20 protein-coding genes are annotated in these 20,150 nt (G+C 70.4%); 12 read left to right on the forward strand and 8 right to left on the reverse strand.

The annotated features are described in order from the left end of the window. The first annotated feature begins 71 nt into the window (after positions 1-71). The 8 genes from ACZOOI_RS08705 (at position 72) to ACZOOI_RS08740 (ending at position 6,271) form a co-directional block, all read left to right on the forward strand. A complete protein-coding gene (locus ACZOOI_RS08705) occupies positions 72-1,187 on the forward strand; it encodes an ATP-binding cassette domain-containing protein (protein ID WP_465280172.1) in 1,116 nt (371 codons plus the stop codon). A gap of 27 nt (positions 1,188-1,214) precedes the next feature. Beyond that, positions 1,215-2,135: an ABC transporter permease gene (locus tag ACZOOI_RS08710; protein ID WP_465280173.1), complete on the forward strand. Its 921-nt coding sequence runs from the start codon at positions 1,215-1,217 to the stop codon at positions 2,133-2,135. Positions 2,136-2,449: 314 nt separating this feature from the next. Further along, on the forward strand, positions 2,450-4,276 hold the full coding sequence (locus ACZOOI_RS08715; protein ID WP_465280174.1) for a sensor histidine kinase: 1,827 nt from the start codon (positions 2,450-2,452) through the stop codon (positions 4,274-4,276). Then, positions 4,273-4,728, forward strand: a complete 456-nt coding sequence (locus tag ACZOOI_RS08720) for a roadblock/LC7 domain-containing protein (protein WP_391581256.1) — start codon at positions 4,273-4,275, stop codon at positions 4,726-4,728. The genes ACZOOI_RS08715 and ACZOOI_RS08720 overlap by 4 nt, the downstream gene beginning before the upstream one ends. Before the next feature lie 73 nt (positions 4,729-4,801). Further along, on the forward strand, positions 4,802-5,122 hold the full coding sequence (locus ACZOOI_RS08725) for a DUF742 domain-containing protein (protein ID WP_052174010.1): 321 nt from the start codon (positions 4,802-4,804) through the stop codon (positions 5,120-5,122). Positions 5,123-5,162: 40 nt separating this feature from the next. Continuing rightward, entirely contained in the window at positions 5,163-5,756 is a 594-nt protein-coding gene (locus ACZOOI_RS08730; protein WP_396007093.1) for a GTP-binding protein, read from the forward strand. Positions 5,757-5,773: 17 nt separating this feature from the next. Next, positions 5,774-5,959, forward strand: coding sequence for a hypothetical protein (locus ACZOOI_RS08735; RefSeq protein WP_465280175.1), 186 nt, complete (start codon positions 5,774-5,776; stop codon positions 5,957-5,959). Further along, a complete protein-coding gene (locus ACZOOI_RS08740) occupies positions 5,960-6,271 on the forward strand; it encodes a TrmO family methyltransferase domain-containing protein (RefSeq protein ID WP_465280176.1) in 312 nt (103 codons plus the stop codon). A gap of 362 nt (positions 6,272-6,633) precedes the next feature. On the opposite strand, the gene ACZOOI_RS08745 is transcribed toward ACZOOI_RS08740, so the two are convergent. Continuing rightward, a complete protein-coding gene (locus ACZOOI_RS08745) occupies positions 6,634-7,203 on the reverse strand; it encodes a TetR/AcrR family transcriptional regulator (RefSeq protein ID WP_465280177.1) in 570 nt (189 codons plus the stop codon). A gap of 91 nt (positions 7,204-7,294) precedes the next feature. Between ACZOOI_RS08745 and ACZOOI_RS08750 the strand changes: the two genes are divergently transcribed. Then, positions 7,295-8,764 carry an MDR family MFS transporter gene (locus ACZOOI_RS08750; RefSeq protein WP_465280178.1) on the forward strand — a complete coding sequence of 490 codons (1,470 nt, stop codon included), beginning with the start codon at positions 7,295-7,297 and terminating at the stop codon, positions 8,762-8,764. 754 nt (positions 8,765-9,518) lie between these two features. Here ACZOOI_RS08750 and ACZOOI_RS08755 read toward each other — a convergent pair. Next, complete coding sequence (locus tag ACZOOI_RS08755) at positions 9,519-10,529, reverse strand: LLM class flavin-dependent oxidoreductase (protein ID WP_465280179.1); 1,011 nt, start codon at positions 10,527-10,529, stop codon at positions 9,519-9,521. A 467-nt stretch (positions 10,530-10,996) separates the two neighbouring features. Between ACZOOI_RS08755 and ACZOOI_RS08760 the strand changes: the two genes are divergently transcribed. Next, the gene (locus tag ACZOOI_RS08760; protein WP_465280180.1) at positions 10,997-12,772 is read left to right on the forward strand and encodes a 3-hydroxyacyl-CoA dehydrogenase family protein; all 1,776 of its coding nucleotides are present in this window, start codon (positions 10,997-10,999) and stop codon (positions 12,770-12,772) included. 142 nt (positions 12,773-12,914) lie between these two features. After that, the gene (locus ACZOOI_RS08765; protein WP_465280181.1) at positions 12,915-13,214 is read left to right on the forward strand and encodes an ATP/GTP-binding protein; all 300 of its coding nucleotides are present in this window, start codon (positions 12,915-12,917) and stop codon (positions 13,212-13,214) included. On the opposite strand, the gene ACZOOI_RS08770 is transcribed toward ACZOOI_RS08765, so the two are convergent. The 6 genes from ACZOOI_RS08770 to ACZOOI_RS08795 all read right to left on the reverse strand — a co-directional run bounded on the left by ACZOOI_RS08770 (position 13,198) and on the right by ACZOOI_RS08795 (position 19,296). After that, on the reverse strand, positions 13,198-13,662 hold the full coding sequence (locus ACZOOI_RS08770; protein ID WP_465280182.1) for a hypothetical protein: 465 nt from the start codon (positions 13,660-13,662) through the stop codon (positions 13,198-13,200). The two genes, ACZOOI_RS08765 and ACZOOI_RS08770, sit on opposite strands and share 17 nt — an antisense overlap. 238 nt (positions 13,663-13,900) lie before the next feature. Continuing rightward, a complete protein-coding gene (locus tag ACZOOI_RS08775) occupies positions 13,901-15,442 on the reverse strand; it encodes a long-chain-fatty-acid--CoA ligase (protein ID WP_465280183.1) in 1,542 nt (513 codons plus the stop codon). Between the two features lie 158 nt (positions 15,443-15,600). Then, a complete protein-coding gene (locus ACZOOI_RS08780) occupies positions 15,601-15,993 on the reverse strand; it encodes an SCO5389 family protein (protein WP_465280184.1) in 393 nt (130 codons plus the stop codon). 191 nt (positions 15,994-16,184) lie between these two features. Continuing rightward, complete coding sequence (locus ACZOOI_RS08785; protein WP_465280185.1) at positions 16,185-16,709, reverse strand: hypothetical protein; 525 nt, start codon at positions 16,707-16,709, stop codon at positions 16,185-16,187. 38 nt (positions 16,710-16,747) lie between these two features. Further along, on the reverse strand, positions 16,748-18,886 hold the full coding sequence (locus ACZOOI_RS08790) for a hypothetical protein (protein ID WP_465280186.1): 2,139 nt from the start codon (positions 18,884-18,886) through the stop codon (positions 16,748-16,750). Between the two features lie 5 nt (positions 18,887-18,891). After that, positions 18,892-19,296, reverse strand: a complete 405-nt coding sequence (locus ACZOOI_RS08795) for a WXG100 family type VII secretion target (protein ID WP_465280187.1) — start codon at positions 19,294-19,296, stop codon at positions 18,892-18,894. 159 nt (positions 19,297-19,455) lie between these two features. Between ACZOOI_RS08795 and nucS the strand changes: the two genes are divergently transcribed. Next, entirely contained in the window at positions 19,456-20,115 is a 660-nt protein-coding gene (gene nucS, locus ACZOOI_RS08800; RefSeq protein ID WP_465280188.1) for an endonuclease NucS, read from the forward strand. The last annotated feature ends 35 nt before the right edge of the window (positions 20,116-20,150 follow it).

Here is a 20,150-nt window from a genome sequence, read left to right on the forward strand (position 1 = left end):
GGCCCTAAGCTCGAAACCTCAACAACTCAATCGGCTCATGCACCGAAACCATCCTGGGAGTGCGGCAACAGATGATCGAAGCGAGAGGGCTCACCAAACGCTACGGAAACAAGCTGGCGGTGGATCAGCTTTCCTTCCAGGTGCGTCCGGGCTCGGTGACCGGCTTCCTCGGCCCCAACGGCGCCGGTAAATCGACCACCATGCGGATGATCCTCGGGTTGGACGCACCGACCGGCGGCAATGTCACGGTCAACGGCCGCCCGTACGACCATGTCCAGGCCCCGCTGCGGGAGATGGGCGCGCTGCTGGACGCCAAGGCGATGCACGGCGGCCGGACCGCGTACAACCATCTGCTGTGCCTCGCGCAGAGCAACGGCATCCCCAACCGCCGGGTGGACGAGGTGCTCGGGATGGTCGGCCTGACCCAGGTCGCCAAGAAGCGCGCGGGAGGCTTCTCGCTCGGCATGGGCCAGCGGCTGGGCATCGCCTCCGCGCTGTTGGGCGACCCCGGCATCCTGATGTTCGACGAGCCGGTCAACGGGCTCGACCCCGAGGGCATCCTGTGGATCCGCAACCTGATGAAGCAGCTCGCTTCCGAGGGTCGCACCGTCTTCGTCTCCAGCCACCTGATGAGCGAGATGGAGGTGACCGCCGACCACCTGATCGTGATCGGTCAGGGGCGGATGATCGCCGACACCTCGATGCGCGACTTCATCGAGACGAACTCGCAGTCGTTCACGGTGGTGCGCTCGCCGCAGGTGGAGAAGCTCAACACGCTGCTCCAGGGCAAGGGCGCGACGATCACCCCGGACCAGACGGTGCCGGGCGCCTTTCGCGTGCACGAGTTGCCGCCGGCGACGATCGGCGACCTCGCCGCCGAGCACGGCATCGCGCTGCACGAACTCTCGCCGCGCTTCGACTCGCTCGAAGAGGTCTACATGCGGATGACCCAGCACAGCGTGGAGTACCGCGCCGGGTTGCCGGGCGGCCCGCCGCCCGGATGGGGGGCACCCGGGATGGCACCGCCGCCCGGCTATCCCCAGCAGGGCGGTCCACAGTTCGCCGGTCCGCCGCCGGGATACCCGCAGCAGGGTGCGCCCGGTGCGCCGTGGGGAGCCCCCGTCGGGGCCCCGGGCACCGGCGCCCCGAACCTGTCCAAGCCGCAGTCCAACGGAAGCGAGGGCTGAGCGATGGCACAGAACACTCCGCCCCCCATGCCGCACAACCAACCGCACGTGCCGCAGCAGCCGCACGTGATGGCGCCCGCGCACATGGCCCCTCCGCAGCAGGCACTCCAGCAGCCGGGCGCGCAGTTCGCGTCGCCCGCGCAACAGGCGCCGTACCCGCCGGTGCAGCAGGTGCAGCTCGGCGGTCAGGTCGGCGGCGGCAACGCGGGCTTCGGTCGGGTGCTGCTGTCCGAGTGGACCAAGATCCGCACGGTCCGCTCGACCATGTGGACGCTGGCCGTGATGGTGCTGCTGATCCTGGGTCTGGGTGTGCTGCTGGCCGGCACGGTCACGCCGGACACCGACGACGACTACGTGAGCATCGCGCTGATCGGCGTGATCATCGCCCAGCTCGCCGCCGCGACGCTGGGCGTGCTGACCATCTCCGCCGAGTACACGACGGGCATGATCCGCACCACGCTGACCGCGTACCCGCGCCGGCTCCAGGTGTTGGTCGCCAAGGGCGTGGTCTTCGCGGGCCTGATGTTCGCGGTCGGTGTGGTCACGATGGGCCTGACCGCCGTGATCGGCAAGTCGATGCTGACCTCGCGGATCGGCGAGTCCAGCGCCGACGTCGACCTGCTCCGCAGCATCGTCGGCGGCTCGCTCTACCTGGCCGTGATCGGTCTGTTCGGCCTCGGCCTGGGCGTGTTGTTGCGGCATTCGGCGGGTGCGATCACCGCGCTGATGGGCGTGATCCTGCTGCCGATGATCATCGGCCCGTTCCTGCCGCACTCGGTCGGCGAGAAGGTCATGCAGTACTCGCCGATGTTCGCGCTCGGAAAGCTGATCGGTGGCGGTGGCGACGACGGCGGCCCGGGCCCGTGGCCCTCGTTGCTGCTGATCGCGGTGTACGCGTCGATCGCGCTGATCGCGGGCGGGATCCGGCTGCGTTCGCGCGACGTGTGACCGGCTCGGTCCGGCGGTTCGCCCGGCCACTCGGCGGGGCGATCGGCCGACCGCTTGTCGTGGCGATCGGCTGACCGTTCGTCAAAATGTTGGTCCGTATACCGAAAAGGTCTCGCTCGACAGTCGTCGGGCGGGGCCTTTCGGCCGTTTTCGGGGCGACTCGCACAGCCACTGAGGGCACATCGAAAGATGGTCCGACGATATGCTCACGTCTCATGTATGGGCAGGGGGATCCAGGAACACCCAACGCAGCGGACGCGGCACCTGTGCGCGTTCCCGCTCCCGTTCACCAGAGCCGGCGCTCGGGGGGCGGAGTGGCTGCGGGACTCGGTTCCGCGGCGGCCGTCTTCGCGTTGGCGGGGATCGCGACCGCCGTCGTCCTGCTGGGCGATTCGGACACCGTATGGCAGTCGGTACTCGCCGGCACGCTGCTCACCACCGCCGTCGCGCTGTCCTCGATCGCCGCGTGGTTGCGGCACCGGGTCTCCGAGCGGCGCATCGCCCGACTGCGTGAGCTGACCGTGCGTCAGGCCGCGGAAGGCGCCCGGCTGGAGGCCGAACGCGCCCGCCTGGAGGCGGAACACGACGAGCTGTTGCGCGGACGCGCCGCACTCGCCGACGAGGAGACCCTGATGCGCGGCCGGGTGCACGACGTGTTCGTGAACCTGTCGATGCGCACACTGACCCTGGTCGAGCGGCAACTGGACCTGATCGAAAAGCTCGAACACGGTGAGGACGAACCCCAGCGGCTCCAGGACCTGTTCCGGCTCGACCACCTCGCCACCCGGATGCGCCGCAACAGCGAGAACCTGCTCGTGCTCGCGGACGCGGACGAGCGACGCGGCCGACGCCCACCGATCCCGCTGCTGGACGTGGTCCGCGCCGGTGTCTCCGAGATCGAGCGCTACGAGCGGATCGACGTCGGCCACGTTCCGCGCGCCGAGGTACTCGGCCGCGCCGCCGACGACGTCGGCCACCTGCTCGCCGAACTCCTGGAGAACGCCGCGGCCTACTCGGCGCCCGAGTCCCGGGTGGAGATCGGCGGCTGGACGCTGGAGAACGGCGAGGTCGTGTTGTCGGTGGACGACAACGGGATCGGCGTACCGGCGGACCGGCTCACCGAGTTGAACTCGCAGATCGAACGGGACAGCACCGAGGAGGAGGCCGCCGGCGGCGCGGGCGGCCTGGGCGTGTTCGTGGTCGGCCGGCTGGCGCGCCGACACGGCATCAGGGTGCAACTGCGCCCGCGCCCGCAGGGCGGCCTGAGCGCGGTCGTGGTGATCCCGGCGACGGCGTTCAACGGCCTGGGCCCCTCGCCCGCCGAGTTCTCCGCCGAGCGTGACCGGGAACAGGAGCGCGAGCGGGACCGGATGGCCATCCCGGGCGTGGCCCCCGGCGCACGGGCCATCCCGCCCGGCGCCGCCCGCCTGGCGCTGCCGGCGGCTCGGCCCGCCGAGGCCGCTCCGACGCCCGCCGTCGCGGTCGAGGCCGCCGCGGTCGAGGCCGCCGCGCCCACTCGGGCCCCGTCCGCCGCGTCGCGCGGTCCGGTGGTGCCGCGCGAGGATGCCGCGCCGCCCGCCCGGACGCCCAAGGGGCTGCCCAAGCGCACGCCGGCCGCCAACCCCGCGCCGGTGCCGGAGGAGGCGGCGGCGAAGCTGCTCGCCCCGGACGCGCTGTTCGCGGACGCCGAAGCGGGCGAGGCCGCGGCGGCGGAGTCCGCCGACGCGACCCGGGCCGGTACGCCGCCGACCGCCGCGCCGGCCGCCGCCGTCACCCCGCCGGCCCGGCGTACCGCGGCGCCGAAGCCGCAGCCGGCCGCTCCCGCGAAGCCGCATACGGCCGCCGGCGGGGACGGCACGGGGCCCGCCGTCTCCGCGATCGGCCGCACCCGGCGCGGGCTGCCCAAGCGCCTCGTGGTGGGCGACAACAGCGGTGCGGTGCGCGTGGTACCCGCCGCGGACACGTCCCGCGACACCGGCGCGCTCTCCGCCGCCGAACTGCGCAAGCGGCTGACCGGCTTCCAGGAAGGTCTGGAGGCGGCCCGCCGGGAGGGCGAGGCAACCGACCCGGTCGCCCCGTCCGACGAAGAACCCACCTTCCCGCCGCCCGCGCGGGAGGAGACAGGAGGTGGAGACCGGTGACCGGGTCGAATGGCACCACGGCACGCGACGTCGACTGGCTGGTGGCCGGCCTGGCCGGGGATGTCCCGGGGGTCCGCGAGGTCGTCCTGGTCTCCTCCGACGGCCTGATGCTGGCCAGCGCGCGCGGCCCGGACGCGACCGCCGCCGCGGCGGACGCGGAGGAACAACTCGGCGCGATCGTCAGCGGCCTGGTCGCCCTGGCCGAGGGCACCTCGCGCGTGCTCGACATGGGCGCGGTCCGCCAGGAGATCGTCACGATGGCCGAGGGCTACGTCGTGGCGATGTCCATCAGCGACGGCTCCTGCCTGGGCGTACACGCGGGCGGATCCGCCGACTTGGGCGTGATCGCGTACCAGATGACCTCGTTCGTACGGCGCGCCGGCCACGTCCTGACGCCGGCCCTGCGCGCACAGATGCACCAGGACCGTGGAGGTGGTCGCGTTGGCTCCTGACGGCGGTTATTCCGACTACGACGCAGAGCGGGGGTACGCGTCCCGACCCGACACGGGCGGCCGTACCTCGCGCGTGCGCCCCTACACGCTGACCCGGGGCCGCACCCGGTACGGCCACGTCTTGCTCGTGGAGACGCTGGTCACCACGCTGGACTGCCCCCAGGACGAGACCGGCGACATGCCGGAGGTCGCCCGGATCGTGCACCTGTGCCGAGGAGTTCGGTCGGTGGCCGAGGTGGCCGCGATCCTGCACATGCCGCTCGGCGTGGTGCGGGTACTGATCAGCGACCTGGCCTCGCAGGGCCGAATCAGCGTGTACCAGGCCGAGCACGAGGCCGGCCGACCCGATCGCGCGCTGCTGGAGAGGGTGCTCGGTGGACTACGCAAGATTTGATCTCGGCGGACTCGCCGGACTCGGCGACGAGGTCCCGGCCATCCCGCTGCCCGCCGCGGGTGCCGGCGGTCGGCGGATCGGCGAGGGGCCGCCGATCACCTCGACGAAGATCGTCGTCGCGGGCGGCTTCGGGGTCGGCAAGACCACGCTGGTGGCAGCCGTCTCGGAAATCCCGCCGCTGACCACCGAATCGGTCATGACGGTGCTGAGCGAGGACGTCGACGACCTGTCCGGCCTGCCGGAGAAGCGCACCACGACGGTCGCGATGGACTTCGGCCGGATCACCCTGGAATCCGACCTGGTCCTGTACCTGTTCGGCACCCCGGGGCAGAACCGGTTCTGGTTCATGTGGGACGACCTGGTGCGCGGTGCGGTGGGCGCGATCGTCCTGGTGGACACCCGGCGGCTGGAGGACAGTTTCCCGGCGGTGGACTACTTCGAGCGCTCCGGCATCCCGTTCGTGGTCGCGGTCAACCTCTTCGACGACGCACCGCGCTATCCCGAGGAGGATCTGCGCGACGCCCTGTCGATCAGCCCGCGCACCCCGATGACCGAATGCGACGCCCGAGTTCGGGAAAGCGCGGTCGGCGCACTGGCCGAACTGGTCGTGCACGCACTGGAGCTCACGCCGTAGGACGGAGGATGGCACCGATGGAGCAGCCGGAGCCGACGGGGCCGGCGGCGGAGATCACCCTGCGCCCGATCGGGTGGGTGTCCTGCCCGCGCGTGGAACCCCTCGACGACCACTGGGGAGACGTGCCCTCGGTGATCCACCTGGACGCCGACCGCTTCGGCCCGGAGGCGCCGGCCGTCCTGTCCGACTTCTCCCACTTGTAGGTGGTCTTCCACTTCGCCCGGGTACCGGACGAGGCCATCGAAACCGGCGCCCGCCACCCCCGCGGCAACCCGGACTGGCCACGGGTCGGCATCTTCGCCCAACGCGGCAAGAACCGCCCCAACCGCCTGGCGGTATCGAGATGCTCCATCGAACAGGTCGACAACCTCACCATCCACGTCCGCGGCCTGGACGCCATCGACAACACCCCCGTCCTCGACCTCAAGCCCTACCTGACCGAATTCGCCCCCCGAGGCAACCTCCACCAGCCGGCATGGTCAACGGCCCTGATGACCAACTACTACACGAACTGACCCACCCACAAGCCAAAACCCAACCACCCAGCGAGGCAGACGCTTGAGGCCACCCAGCCTCGCCGGCGCCTGAGGCGAAACAGCCCGGCCGGCGCTTGAGGCCACTCAGCCTCGCCGGCGCTTGAGGCGAAACAGCCCGGCCGGCGTTTGAGGCCACTCAGCCCCGCCGGCGCTTGAGGCGAAACAGCCCCGCCGGCGCTTGAGGCCAAACAGCCCCGCCAGCGCTTGAGGCGAACCAGCCCGGCCGGCGCATGAGGCCACCCAGCCCCGCCGGCGCATGAGGCGAAACAGCCCGGCCGGCGCATGAGGCCACCCAGCCCCGCCGGCGCATGAGGCGAACCAGCCCAACCCAGCCGAGCGCATCACCGCACCAAAGGCAGAAAGATCCCGTCCACGATCTCCTCGAGGTCACGATCGTCCGCAGGGGCGAAGGTCGTCAAAAATTCGTGCCGCAACAGGTCGAAGGGGAGGGACTTGATGCGCTCGGTGAGACGTTCCGGGTCGACCTCACCGCGCTCGACGGCTCGGTCGAAGAGCGTGTCCACAGCTTCCTTGCGCCCGGTCGTGAGCGGATCGGTCAGGTCGCTGGGGCGAGTTCCGGTCGCCTGGTAGTAGGCGGCCAGGTGCGCGATCATCACGGTCGCGAGCTGGACGCGGGTGGCGTTGATCGCCCGCATGAGGGTGAGGACGTCCCCACGCAGACTTCCCGTGTCGGGAATCTCCAGGCGGGACTCCTTCAGGGTGTGCGCGATGGCGGCCCGGACGAGTTCGTCGCGGTCGGACCAGCGGCGGTACAGGACGGGCGGGCTGGTACCCGCGCGCTTGACGACGGCGTCCATCGTGAACTTGGCGTAGCCGTGGATGGTCAGCTCTTCCCAGGCCGCATCGAGGAGAGCCTTCTCCAGTGCCGCCCCGCGGCGCCGCTCCGTCATCCGCAACCTTCCCTTGGATAGATTTGCCTATCTTATTCTAGCGCCCTACCCTGACCTCCATAAGATAGACACGTTATCTTAAGGAGCATTCATGAACGCCGACAGCGCTCGGCCTTTCGTTGCCGCAGACCCCGACCGCATCGACCCGGCCCTGCGGCGCATGACCTTCACCCTGATCATCGGCGCGCTCGCGGTCATCTTCGACACCACGATCATGAGCGTCGCCATCGACGACCTCGCCGGGCGGATGCACGCCTCCCTGGCCACCGTCCAGTGGGTGAGCACCGCCTACCTGCTGGCCCTGGCCACCGTGATGCCCACGGTCGGCCGGCTTCAGGCCGCCCTGGGCGGCAAACGCCTGTGGATCGCGGCGCTGGGCCTGTTCCTCGTCGGGTCACTGCTGTGCGCGATGGCCTGGAACGCCCCGAGCCTGATCGTCTTCCGGGTGGTCCAGGGCTTCGGCGGCGGCATCATGATGGTGCTGATGACCTCGCTGATCATGCAGGCGGCCAAGGGCCGCAACATCGGCAGGGTCATGTCCTTGATCACCGTGCCCACCGCCCTCGGCCCGGTCCTCGGCCCGGTGATCGGCGGCGTCATCCTGCGCCTGGGCGACTGGCGCTGGATCTTCCTGTTCAACGTGCCCTTCTGCGTGGTCGGCGCCTACCTCGCCGCCCGCAACCTGCCCCGGGACCAGCCCGGTCCCCGCCCTCGCCTCGACGTCGTCGGGGTGCTGCTGCTCTCACCCGGCATCGCCGCCGTCATCTACGCCCTGACCCGGATCGGCGGCTCCGAGGGGCCGAACAGCCTCACCGTGGGGCTGCCCCTCGCCGCCGGGCTCGCCCTCCTGCTCGGCTACCTCGGCTGGGCGCTGCGGCGCGGACCGGACGCCCTGATCGACGTGAGGCTGTTCCGCCACCGCGCCCTCGCCTCCTCGTCGGTGCTGGTCTTCCTGTCCGGCGCGGCCCTGTACGGCACCATGATGCTGCTGCCGCTGTACTGGCAGCAGGTACGCGGCGAGGACGCCCTCGGCGCCGCCCTGCTCCTCATCCCGCAGGGTGTGGGCACGCTGCTCTCCCGCTCGCTCGCCGGCCGGTACATGGACCGCTTCGGACCGCGCCCGGTCGCCATCGCCGCCTTCGCCCTCACCTGCGCGGCCACCGTGCCGTTCGGCTTCGTCACCGCCTCCACCGACAACACCGCACTGATGGCCGTGCTGTTCGTGCGCGGCATCGGACTGGGCGCCGCCATGATCACCATCATGGGCGCGGCCTTCGTCGGACTGGAGCCCGAGGAAATCCCCCAGGGCTCCGGCATCAGCCGCGTCGCCCAGCAGATCGGCGGCTCGGCGGGCACCGCCCTGCTCGCCGTGATCCTGCAGCGCACCACCACCGGCGCCCACACACCAGCCACCCTGGCCTCGGGATTCGGCAACGCCTTCTGGTGGGCCACCGCCTCCACCGCCGCCGCCATCCCACTCTGCCTCCTCCTCCCGGGCCGCCCCGCCCCACAACCCCGGAACCGAGACACCGCACCCACCAAGGAGCCCACCGAAGCCTGACCACCCGCCCCGACCGCACCCACCCGAGACAGGACCCCGTCGCAGGGCGGACCGCCCACCGGAATCGGGCACGCACGCGATTCGAGCCCACCGGAGGTCGCCGCGCGGGTCGAGGGTCAGGCATGGGCCCTGCCGGAATCTCGACCGCAGGCCAATCGGGGCAGAGCACGCAACAACCCCACCGAACCCTGGCTTTCCTGGGCGATGGGCTGTTGCGGAATCCAGAATTCCGCAACAATTTGTCAGCCTATCGTCGGGCACCCATCGGAGCCCATGATTCCGGACCGCCATCGAACTCCCGCCGTCGCTCCGGATCGGCTTGTGCTGCCCACCAACCGATCCATAGCGTGTTTCACGCCGTTCCAATCGACGCCGCCAAGCCCCCGATCGCGCCACAACCGGACGCCGGACACAGCTTTCGGCGCCGACACCATGCGCGGGGACGCACACGGCCATAGTGCGTACTGGAATCCCGGGAGTGAAAGCCTCAGCAATCGGACCAAATTTGTGATCGGCGCGGATCATGGTTTCCAGCCCCTGTCTGGAGCGACTGCCCGAAGGGGAAGGTGGCGTCTCGGCAGGGCCCGGTGCCGGGCGGACTCCCTGAGCTCAGGGCGAGCGAAGCCGCGACGTGCAGGCCAGGGCTCTGTCGCCCCCGCTCCCCTCGGAGCCGCGAACTCGGCTCGGAGCCGAGTACTCACCGCGGAGCCGAGCACTCCCCGCGGGGCCGGATACTCACCTCGGGGCCGAGAGCTCAGCGCGCCAGTTCCGGCAGTACCTCCTTCCCCAAGCGGTTCACGTTCTCCAATGTCGTCGACGGCACGCCCGCGCCCTCGGTGAACAGGAGGAAGCGGGTGATGCCCGTGCGTTCGGCAGTGCGGGAGAGGCTGCGGACGCAGTCGGTCGGGGAGCCGACCGGGTGGATGCGGCACAGGAAGTCGGTGTACTCGGCGGGGTCGCGCATGTGGCGCTGGCGGTCGTCCACGGTCACGTGTGCGGACAGGCCCCGGCGCAGCCACCGGGGCATCGCGTGGCGCAGGGTGTCGGCGGCCTCGCGGTGGGTGTCCGCGACGTAGGCGACGCTCGCGGCGGCGTGTTCGACCGCCTTGGGGTCCCGGCCGCACGCGGATGCGGCGCATTCGTACGTGCGGACCATCGCGGCCTTCTCCGCGTCGTCGGCGTGCATGCCCAGGAGCATCGGCAGACCGTGTCGGGCGGCCAGCGAGGCGCTCTCCCGCGAGGTGCAGGCGACGATCACCGGCGGGTGCGGGTAGGTGTGCGGGCGCGGCACCACCGGCACCTTGCGGAACGCGAAGTGCTCGCCCTCCGCGCCCACCCGCTGGTGGGTGAGCCAGCGCATCAGCAGGTCCAGCGATTCCGGGAAGGCCTCCTCGTGCCGGCGCAGACCCGTGCCGAAGACCTCCAGGTCCACCCACGGCCCGCCGCGCCCGACGCCCAGGGTGAATCGGCCTCCGGACAGTTGGTCCAGCAGGGCGGCCTGCTCACCGAGAGCGACCGGATGCTGGTTCGACAGCACGCTGATGGCCGTCCCCACCCCGATTCGGTGCGTACGCCCCAGTAGCATGGAGGCGAAGGTGACCGCCGACGGGCACAACCCATACGGCACAAAATGGTGTTCGGCGATCCACGCCTCGTCGAACCCGGCCTCCTCCGCGGCGATTCCCGCGTCCATGGCAGCGGTGAGCACCTCACCGTGATCGCCCGCGTCGAACTGTGCCGCCAGCAGGAAGATGCCCAACTTCATCGCGTCCTCCTCGTCGTGTCCCCGTCGGCCCAGCGGCCGGACGAGGCCGACGGCGGCGGAACGGGACGTGGGGCGGGGCGCCCACGACAACACAACGCTCGAAGGACCTCGGAGGTAATCCTTCACCGCTGATGGTTTTCCGCCCGACCGGGCGGCTATCGGCAGGGCACACCGGCGGCCGACCGACGACCACCGACGGGCGGCCACCACGTACCGATCGACGACCGAGGGCCGAGGGTCGAGGGCCGACGATCACACCCACCGCCGACCGACGACCGTCGACCGGAATGCCCGAGCGCACACCCGAACACCCATTCGGGACGGACCGAGGCGAACGGCACATCCCACCGGCCTGTGCCTGTCCGACAGGGGCTGCCATACTCCTGGAACCCCGCGGTACTACTTCGCAGTAACCAAGGCGTACTCCCGCTCGGGAGACGCCATTTCAGCAGCGAGGAGCACAGCAGATGACCCGTGACATCAGCACGGTCGGCGTGGTCGGCCTGGGCACCATGGGCGCCGGCATCGTCGAGGTTCTGGCCCGGGCGGGAATCACCGTCGTGGGAGTGGACGTCTCGGACGAGGCCGTCGCGCGCGGCCGGGCCCGGATCGCCGAGTCGACCGCCCGCGCCACGGCGCGCGGGAAGCTGACCGAGGACCAGCAGCGAGACATCTTCGATCGCATCACCCTCGGCACCGACCTGAACGCGGTCGCCGCGGCGGACCTGGTCCTGGAGGCGATACCCGAGCAGCTGGAGCAGAAGCAGGAGCTTTTCGCCCGGCTCGACAAGATCTGTGGCCCGGAGACCATCCTGGCCACCAACACCTCCTCGCTGTCGGTCACCGAGCTCTCGGTGTCCACCGCGCGTTCCTCGCGCGTCGTGGGACTGCACTTCTTCAACCCCGCACCGGTGATGAAGCTGGTCGAGGTGGTGCGCACGGTGGTCACCGAACCCGAGGTGCTCGCCGACGTCGTCGCCCTCGCCGAGCGGCTGGGCAAGTCGCCGGTGGTGGCCGGCGACCGGGCCGGGTTCATCGCCAACGGGCTGCTGTTCGCGTACCTCAACCACGCGGCGTCGATGTACGAGCAAAAGTACGCCACGCGCGAGGACATCGACGCCGCGATGCGCTTCGGCTGCGGTCTGCCGATGGGCCCGCTCGCGGTGCTCGACCTGGTCGGGATCGACACCGCGTACGAGATCCTGGAGCAGATGTATCGGCAGTCGCGCGATCGCCTGCACGCGCCCGCGCCGATCCTCAAGCAGATGCGTACCGCGGGCCTGCTCGGGCGCAAGAGCGGTCGCGGCTTCTACACCTACGAGCAGGCCGGCTCGCCGGTCGTGGTCGCCGAGGCCGGCGAGTCCGCGGCGGTCGCCGGTACTGCGCGCGAGGTGCGCGCGGTGGGCGTGGTGGGCACCGGGACGATGGCCACGGGCATCGTCGAGGTGTTCGCCAAGTCCGGCTACGACGTGGTCTACGTCGCGCGCAGCCAGGAGAAGGTCGAGCGGGTGCGTACGGCGCTGGTCCGCTCGCTGGACAAGCAGATCCAGCGCGGCCGGCTGACCGAGGAGGCCAAGGCCGAGGCGCTGGCCCGGGTGATCGGCTCGACCCGGCTCGACGACCTCGCCTTCGCGGACCTGGTGGTGGAGGCCGTGGTCGAGGAACTGTCGGTCAAGCAGGCCCTGTTCGAGAACTTCGACGAGATCTGCAAGCCCGGCGCGATCCTGGCCACCACCACCTCCTCGCTGCCGGTGATCGACTGCGCGGTGGCCACCTCGCGGCCCGGCGACGTGGTCGGCATGCACTTCTTCAACCCGGCGCCGGTGATGAAGCTGGTCGAGGTGGTGCGCACGGTCGCCACCACGGACGACGTGGTGGCCACCATCCACGAGGTCTGTCGCCGGACCCGGAAGCACGCGGTGGACTGCGGCGACCGCGCGGGCTTCATCGTCAACGCGCTGTTGTTCCCCTACCTGAACGACGCGGTGCGCATGCTCCAGGCCAACTACGCGACGGCCGAGGACATCGACACCGCGATCAAGCTGGGCGCCGGTTACCCGATGGGTCCGTTCGAACTGCTCGACGTGGTCGGGCTGGACGTCTCGCTGGCCATCCAGAAGGTGCTGTTCGCCGAGTTCCGCGAGCCGGGCTGGTCGCCGGTGCCGCTGCTGGAGCACCTGGTGACGGCGGGCTATCTCGGCCGCAAGACCGGTCGCGGCTTCCGGGACTACGCGAAGCGGTAGGGCGGCCGGACCGGCGCAGGCGCCGGGAGGCCGGGACGTCGGAACGTCCGGAGGCAGGGACGTCGGAACGCCGGAACGCCGGAAGTAAGTAGTACGAGAGGGGTACGGGCGTACGCACCGCGTGCACCCGTACCCTTTTTGTGTGCCGCGTCGTAACAAGCCCACCAGCCGCGCCCGGACCGTCGACCGGGACGAGCCCCGCGACCCCAGCCTCGGCTTCGAGGAGCGCGAGTCGGGGGCCGACGGGGAATGGCTGGTGCGTCCGATCAGCGGTCAGGCGGCGACCAAGACCTATCGATGTCCCGGATGCGACCACGAGATCCCGCCGGGCGTCCCGCACGTGGTCGCGTGGTCCGCGGACGGGCGGGTCGAGGAGCGTCGGCACTGGCATCGCCCGTGCTGGAACAGCCGCGGGCAACGGCGGATCACCCGGCGACGGTAGAGCCGCGCGCGGCGGCCGCGTCCCGACCCGTGGCCATCCGCCGACCGGTCGGGCGCCGGGAGCGGGTCACGAAGGTCGCCGCGAGCAGCAGCGCCAGCGCCGGCAGGGTCACCGCGAGCACGAGCGGGACGAGCAGCGCGACCGCCGAGCCCGCCACGTGCAGGCCGGCCGCGCCGATCAGGCCGACCCGGGAGGACGAGCCGGTGTGCAGCCGTTCCCGCAGATTGTTCACCGCCCACACCGACCAGATCACGATCACCAGGCCGAGCAGGGCGAAGAAGGCGATGCCGAGGCCGCTCACCAGGGGCCGGCTGTCCACTTCCCGGTCCCGGGTGACGCGCAGGACCAGCATCGGCGCGACCACGCCGCAACAGGCGACCGCCGCCACCGCCTCGGCGCACAAGGTCACGATGGCCGCGTACGTCACGATGCCCCGGGTCAACGTCATAAGCCGCGATCGTGCCCGCTGGGCGCGGGTTTGTCGAGAGTTCGTTCGAGTCGGGCGCGAGTGATACCGGCCGGGCATGGCGGGGCGGACGGCCCGGAGGTGTCCGGTCGGGTCCGTCCGGCGCGCCGGCCCGGTCCACCGCCGCGCACACGTGCTCGGCGTCGTGGATCGGGTGGCGGGCCGGCTCCTTGCCGGTGGCCGGATCGAACGACGCGGAGGTCTCCCTCCATGGTCGTGATCACGGCTGGTTCGTTCGTGCGCGCAGCACGGACTTCTGCACCTTGCCGGCCGCCGTCAGCGGCAGCGCGTCGACGAACTCGACGCTCCTGGGCGCCTTGTAACCGGCGATCAACGTCTTCACGTGGGCCCGCAGCAGCTCGGCCGTGAGCTCGCGGCCCGGGTGCAGGACCACGACGGCGTGCACACGCTCGCCCCACTCGGGGTCGGGCAGGCCGATCACGGCGCAGCCCGCGACGTCCGGGTGCGCGTTGACCGCGTTCTCGACCTCGGCGCTGTACACGTTCTCCGCGCCGGTGACGATCATGTCCTTGAGCCGGTCGACCACGGTGACGTAGCCCTCGGCGTCCATGAAGCCCAGGTCGCCGGTGTGCATCCAGCCGCCGCGCAACGCCTGGCGGGTCTCCTCCGGCCGATTCCAGTACCCCCGCATCACGTGGTCCCCGCGCGAGACGATCTCGCCGACCTCACCGCGGGCGAGTTCCCGCTCGTCCGGGCCGACGATCCGCACCTCCGCGTGGAAGCACGGGCGGCCCGCCGAGCGCAGCTTCGCCGGATCCGCGTCCAGATGGTCGCGTGGCAACAACAGGGTTGCCAGCGGGGAGAGTTCGGTCTGTCCGTAGGCCTGGATCAGAGCGGTGCCGGGCAGTGCCGCGAGCACCCGGTCGAGCAGCGCGGCGGTGATCGGGGACGCACCGTAGGTGAGCAGTCGCAGTGAGGACAGGTCGTGGTCGGCGAACTTCGGGTGCTCCAGCATCATTTGCAGCATCGTCGGGGCCAGGAAGACCTCGGTGATGCGTTCGCGCTCGATGGTCGCGGCGACCTGTTCGGGGTCGAAGAAGGGCAGCACCACCTGCGGTATGCCGACGATCGAGGTCATCAGCGAGACGCCGAACCCGGCGATGTGGAACAGCGGGGCCGCGTGCAGGACGCGGGCGTCCGGGGCGAGCCGGTAGGCCGCGGTGACGATCAGGCCGCCCATCGCGGAGGCGAGTACGTTGTCGTGCGAGAGCATCACGCCCTTGGGGAATCCGGTGGTGCCGCCGGTGTAGAAGATCCCGGCGAGGTCGTCGCCGCCGCGGTTCGCGTCCGGGATCGGCTCGGCCGCGGCGAGCAGCGCCTCGTAGTCGTGCATCCCGGGTCCGGTCGGCGCGTTGCCCATGTGCACGACCTCGCGCACGCTCGACGAGGCGGCGCGCAGCCCGGGGACCAGACCGGCGAACGTGTCGTCGACGATCAGTACCGAGGTCTGCGAGTCGTCCAACGAGAAGGCGACCTCGGCCGCGCTCCAGCGGATGTTCACCGGGTTCGGCACGCCACCGGCCCACGGGATCGCGCTCAGACACTCCAGGTAGCGGGACGAGTTCAGGGCCAGGATCGCGACCCGGTCGTCCGGCCCGACCCCCAGCCCGCGCAGCGCGCCGGCGAACCCGGCCACCCGCTCGCGCAGTTCGCGGAATGTGGTACCCGCGGCGCCGTCGATCACGGCCGTGCGCTCCGGCGTCTGTTGGGCCCATCGGTGCACCGGCTGGGTGATGCCCATGGACTGCTCCTCGCGTGGGAGGGGGTGCGGGCGTGCGGGATGGCCGAGACCGGCCGGCAGCCGGCCGGGGCTCCGGCGGGCGCGAGAAGAGCGGGTATGCGGAGACGCGGGCACGCCGTCCAGGCCCGCCCGCGCCGCCGAAGGGTTTCGCCGCGGTCTCAGCAGTCGCGCAACGTCGGTGACTGGTTGAGCAGTTGCCCCCGGATGGAGGTGAACTTGGCGTACCGGTCCGCGTCCAGACCCTCGACCGGGAAGACCGCCACGCGGTGGCAGTTCTGGAACGCCAGCTTGACGCCGAAATGCCGTTCCATCGAGCCGCGAATGGCATCCGAGGCCAACGCGCGCAGCAGTTGCCCGCGCTCGGTCTCGGTGCTGGGCGGCACTTGATTGTCCGCGAACGGGCCGCCATCCACCTGGAGTTGCGTCACCAGCGAGGAGACGAGATTCCAGGCGTAGGGCAGCGAGGTGCGCACACAGTCGACGAACTCGGCCTCGTCCACGTCACCGCGTTCGGCCTGTTCCAACAGCTTCGCGGGCACATCGAGCGACATCGGTGCTCCTTCCGGCCGGGGCATAAGCAAGTTCGCCCGGCGGTTCGGGTCGTGTCTCGTACCTGGCAGATGGCGCCCATGCAGCGATCACGACACGCCCGAACGCCCATCCGCTCGGCCCGCACCGTCTCCCGACTCACCGTAGGACATCCGACACACGTTGCTCCAGAGCGAACGGTCGCCGAACCCACCTACGACCCGGTCAGCCGCCCGGCGGTACAACCGGCCTTGTCCAGGGCCGCGTTGGCGATCCGGACGAGGGTGTCGACGAGGAGAGCACGGTTTCCGGGTCTGGCGGGTGCCACCGGTTCGTCGGCTCGCGGGATCAGTGTGGCGGTCAAGGCGCCCTGGGTCATCGGGCCGCCCTCGAGACACGGCGGCATCTGCACCCATGCCCAGCGGTCGCCGGCAAATCCCACCAATCCGCGTCCGAGCGGGACGGCATGCTCAGCCTCGATTTCCTCCCCCGTCGGCTCCGATCGAATCGTCCTGGGACCGAAGGTGAAGGTGAAGGACTTCTCTCGATCGCCGTCTTTCATGCGCACGCTGCATTGGTCGCCGAATTGAGGAAACAGCAGTTTTCCCCCTCCTTCGCGCTGTATCTCACCGGACCCCAGCAGGTCCCGGACGACCTTGGTATCGACCAGTCCCTTACAACTCCGGGTCCCCACGACGGATGATGCGCCGTCCGAGGAACACCCGCTCAGGACGATCACCCCCACCACTGCAAGGACGCAGCGACCGATCGGTGGCATCAAGGCTCCAATCCGAGGGCACTGCGCAGGATCTCGCCGCCCGACGAATAGGAGGAATCCACCTGATATACCGGGATCCTCGTGCCGGTGGCGTTGAGCCACTGGTCCGACAAACCGAACACATACTCGCGTCCGTTGCCGAAGACCTGGGCGATCTGCCGTCGAGCCTGATCCGAGGTGTCGGTTTGATGCTTGGCCACGAGCCACTCGACTCCGATATTGACGCCGCGTTCGATGACGTCACCGGCGTTGTCGCCGACGAGCGAAACCACACCACCGAAGATGGACCCGGCGGTCTTGGTGTAGAGCGCGAACTTGTCGTTGGCAGCCTTGTCGCCGGTGATCTGATCGATGCTGATGTTGTGCGCCGTCGCCGCGTCGAAGAGTCCGAAAACCTTGGCGGAATCGCCGAGGAAGCCCTCCGCGGTGACACCGGGTGGATGCTGCTCCGCGATCGCCCGCAGGCCGAGCCCGGTGAACGCGCTCTCCCTCTCGACCAGTTCCGCCAGGCTGCCCGGGTCCTTTGCGATCTCCGAGATGACGCGGGCCAAATCGCTTCGGTCCACGGGAGCGAGGTAATCAGGGGCACCGGGAAACAGCGGGTCGTGGATCGGTTGTCGCCTATCCGTCGGATTGCTCATCGTCGCGTGCACCGACTGGATGTTGTTGCCCACCATCTCGACGACGCCGGCTTCGAGTTCCGGTGCAAGGCTCTTCGGCGGCACGTGCTCTCCGAGCACGTGCACCGAACTTGCGAACACCTTGGCCATCTCCTCCGTCACCGGCCTGCCGCCGGTCGCCGCGATGAGCGCGTCGCCGGTGGCCGTGACCGAGGACCGCCACGGCTTGCCGGAACCGTCGCGAGCGACCGAGTCGGCCGCGGGGTCGCGTTCGGTGAGGAGATACCGCATGCGCTCGTCGCCGCCCGTGGCGAAGAACGAGGACGCGGCGTCCGGGTTGTTGGCCAATGCCTTCATCAGGCCGGTGATCGGGTCGTACCCGACGTCCTCGTTGCCCAGTCCTTGCAGCTTGATCGTGCCGTCCGAGGCCCACGCCCCCTCGAAGTGGGGTCCACCCGGCGGGGCGAGGACACGCATCCAGATCTTGCCTCGGTCGCCTTCCTTGTCCATCCGGAGCATGTCCGTGCCGACCTGTTCGAGGAAGGACCGGTCGTACACACCGCTCCGCAACAGCACCCCCAGGCTCTGGTAGCCGAAGACCGGACCGCCGGACCGCCCGAACGGCCCGGCGGTGGGCCCGGCGATCGTGCCACGACCGGCGGCGAGCAGCCTGTGCATCCAGTCCGGGTCCTTGGCCAGCGCCGGACTCGCGGTGGCGAGTGTGCTGCCGAGCAGACTCTGGGCCATGCTGGAGCTCTCACCGGTGGGCCAGGAGACCAGGGTCGTCTGCGCGCCGAGCAGCCGCTCGGGACCCAGGTCACGCACGAGCGTCTCGGCGAACACCTCGTCGCCGTCGTATGTGGCCAAGAGCGTGGTGAGTTGCTCCAATTCGGCGGCATCCAGGTCGGGCTTGCGCAGTAGCGTCGTGGCCCGGGCGATGTCCGGCGCGATGCTCCGGTCGGGTGTCGCGTTGAAGTCCTTCGGGTCGCCTCCGACGTTCATCCGCAGCGCGGCGGCGGTTTCCGTGTCTATTCGAGCCGCTTCCTGGAGGATCCGAGTGATGTCGGCGGTGAGGTCGGCGGCGGCCCGAGTCCGCTCCGCCTGGTAGGCGACGACCGCTTCGGGGGTGGCCGGTGCGCCGCCTACGGGCTCCAACGGTCCCCAGGTCACCGCGCCGGTCTCCCGCGAGACTGCCAACTTCCGGGCGGCGGCGTCCTGAAGCACGCCGTCGAGCCTGCGCTGCAGGTCGCGGAGCCGGTCGGCCGCCGTGCTCATGGTCCGGGCCACGGCGTGGATCTCCGCACCGGCGGCGTCGAACTGCTCGCCGGAGCGGCCGATCTCGCGCTGGGCCAACGGTGCGGCGGTGCCCCCGCGCCACGCGCCCGAGACCTGGCGGGTGACGTCCCCGGCCAATCGCTCGCCCAGGTCGCTCACCACTCGGCCCACCCGCTCCCAGGTCAGCGCGGCCTGCTCCAGACCGGCCAACCTGGCGTCCAGCACTTGGTCGATCGTCGGCATGCCGGTCACCACCAATCCGCGAACTCGTCGGCCGACCGCTCGTCGACTTCCTTGTACGTACGCGCGCCCTCGGCGAGCTTCGCCGCTCCGGCGGACAACACGGCGCCCAGGTCGCCCGACTGGCTGCGCCAGCGCTGCGCGACATACAGCAGGGCGGCCGCGGTCTCCCAGCCCGGCAGGCCGCTCGCGGCGCTCTCGGCCGATTCGCCGGGCTGCGTCGCGACCGTGGAGAACTCGCCGCGCAGCCCCTCCAGCGCGGTGGCCGCGGCCTGCACCAGCTCGGGCGTGACCCGGAGTGGTTTGCCCGCCGTAATGCTCGTCCTGGTCGCGGGTGCCGGCGGCGACACGGGATCCCGGGCTGTCTGCGGATCCCGTCCCGGATCCAACGCGCGCAGTATGTCGTCCTTCATGCGGCCGCTGCCCCCATTCATCGTCGCGCTGCGTTCGCGACGCTAAACCATGCGTCGCTTTCGAGTCGGTCGGGTGGTTGATGAGGTGCGTCACACGAGCCGGGCCCGGGGCTCGGGGATGGCGGAGGGAGGGGCTTCGGAGGCGGTAGCGTCGGGGGTATGCGTCTCGTCATCGCCCATTGCTCCGTGGACTACGTCGGGCGACTCACCGCCCACCTGCCGTCCGCCCCCAGGCTCATCCTCGTCAAGCGGGACGGAAGCGTGTCCGTGCACGCCGACGACCGCGCGTACAAGCCGTTGAACTGGATGAGTCCGCCGTGCACCCTCAAGGAGGGGGACGGTGTGTGGACAGTGATCAACAAGGCCGGCGAGAAGCTGATCATCACGATCGAGGAAGTGCTGCACGACACGTCGCACGAACTGGGCGTCGACCCCGGCCTGGTCAAGGACGGTGTGGAGGCGCACCTCCAGGAACTGCTGGCCGACCGGCTCGACGCGCTCGGTGCCGGCTGGACGCTGATCCGGCGCGAATACCCGACACCGATCGGCCCGGTGGACATCCTGTGCCGGGACGCCGACGGCACCACCGTCGCGGTCGAGATCAAGCGCCGCGGCGAGATCGACGGCGTCGAGCAGCTCACCCGCTATCTGGAGCTGCTCAACCGGGACACCCTGATCGCCCCGGTCAAGGGCGTCTTCGCCGCGCAGGAGATCAAGCCCCAGGCCCGCGTGCTCGCGGTGGACCGGGGCATCGCGTGCGTGACGCTGGACTACAACGCGCTGCGCGGCACCGAGGACGACAAGCTCAAGCTGTTCTGATCCGATCGTCGTCGGATCCCGGGCGCGGGATCCGA

It is taken from the genome of Embleya sp. L77 (genome assembly GCF_055557415.1).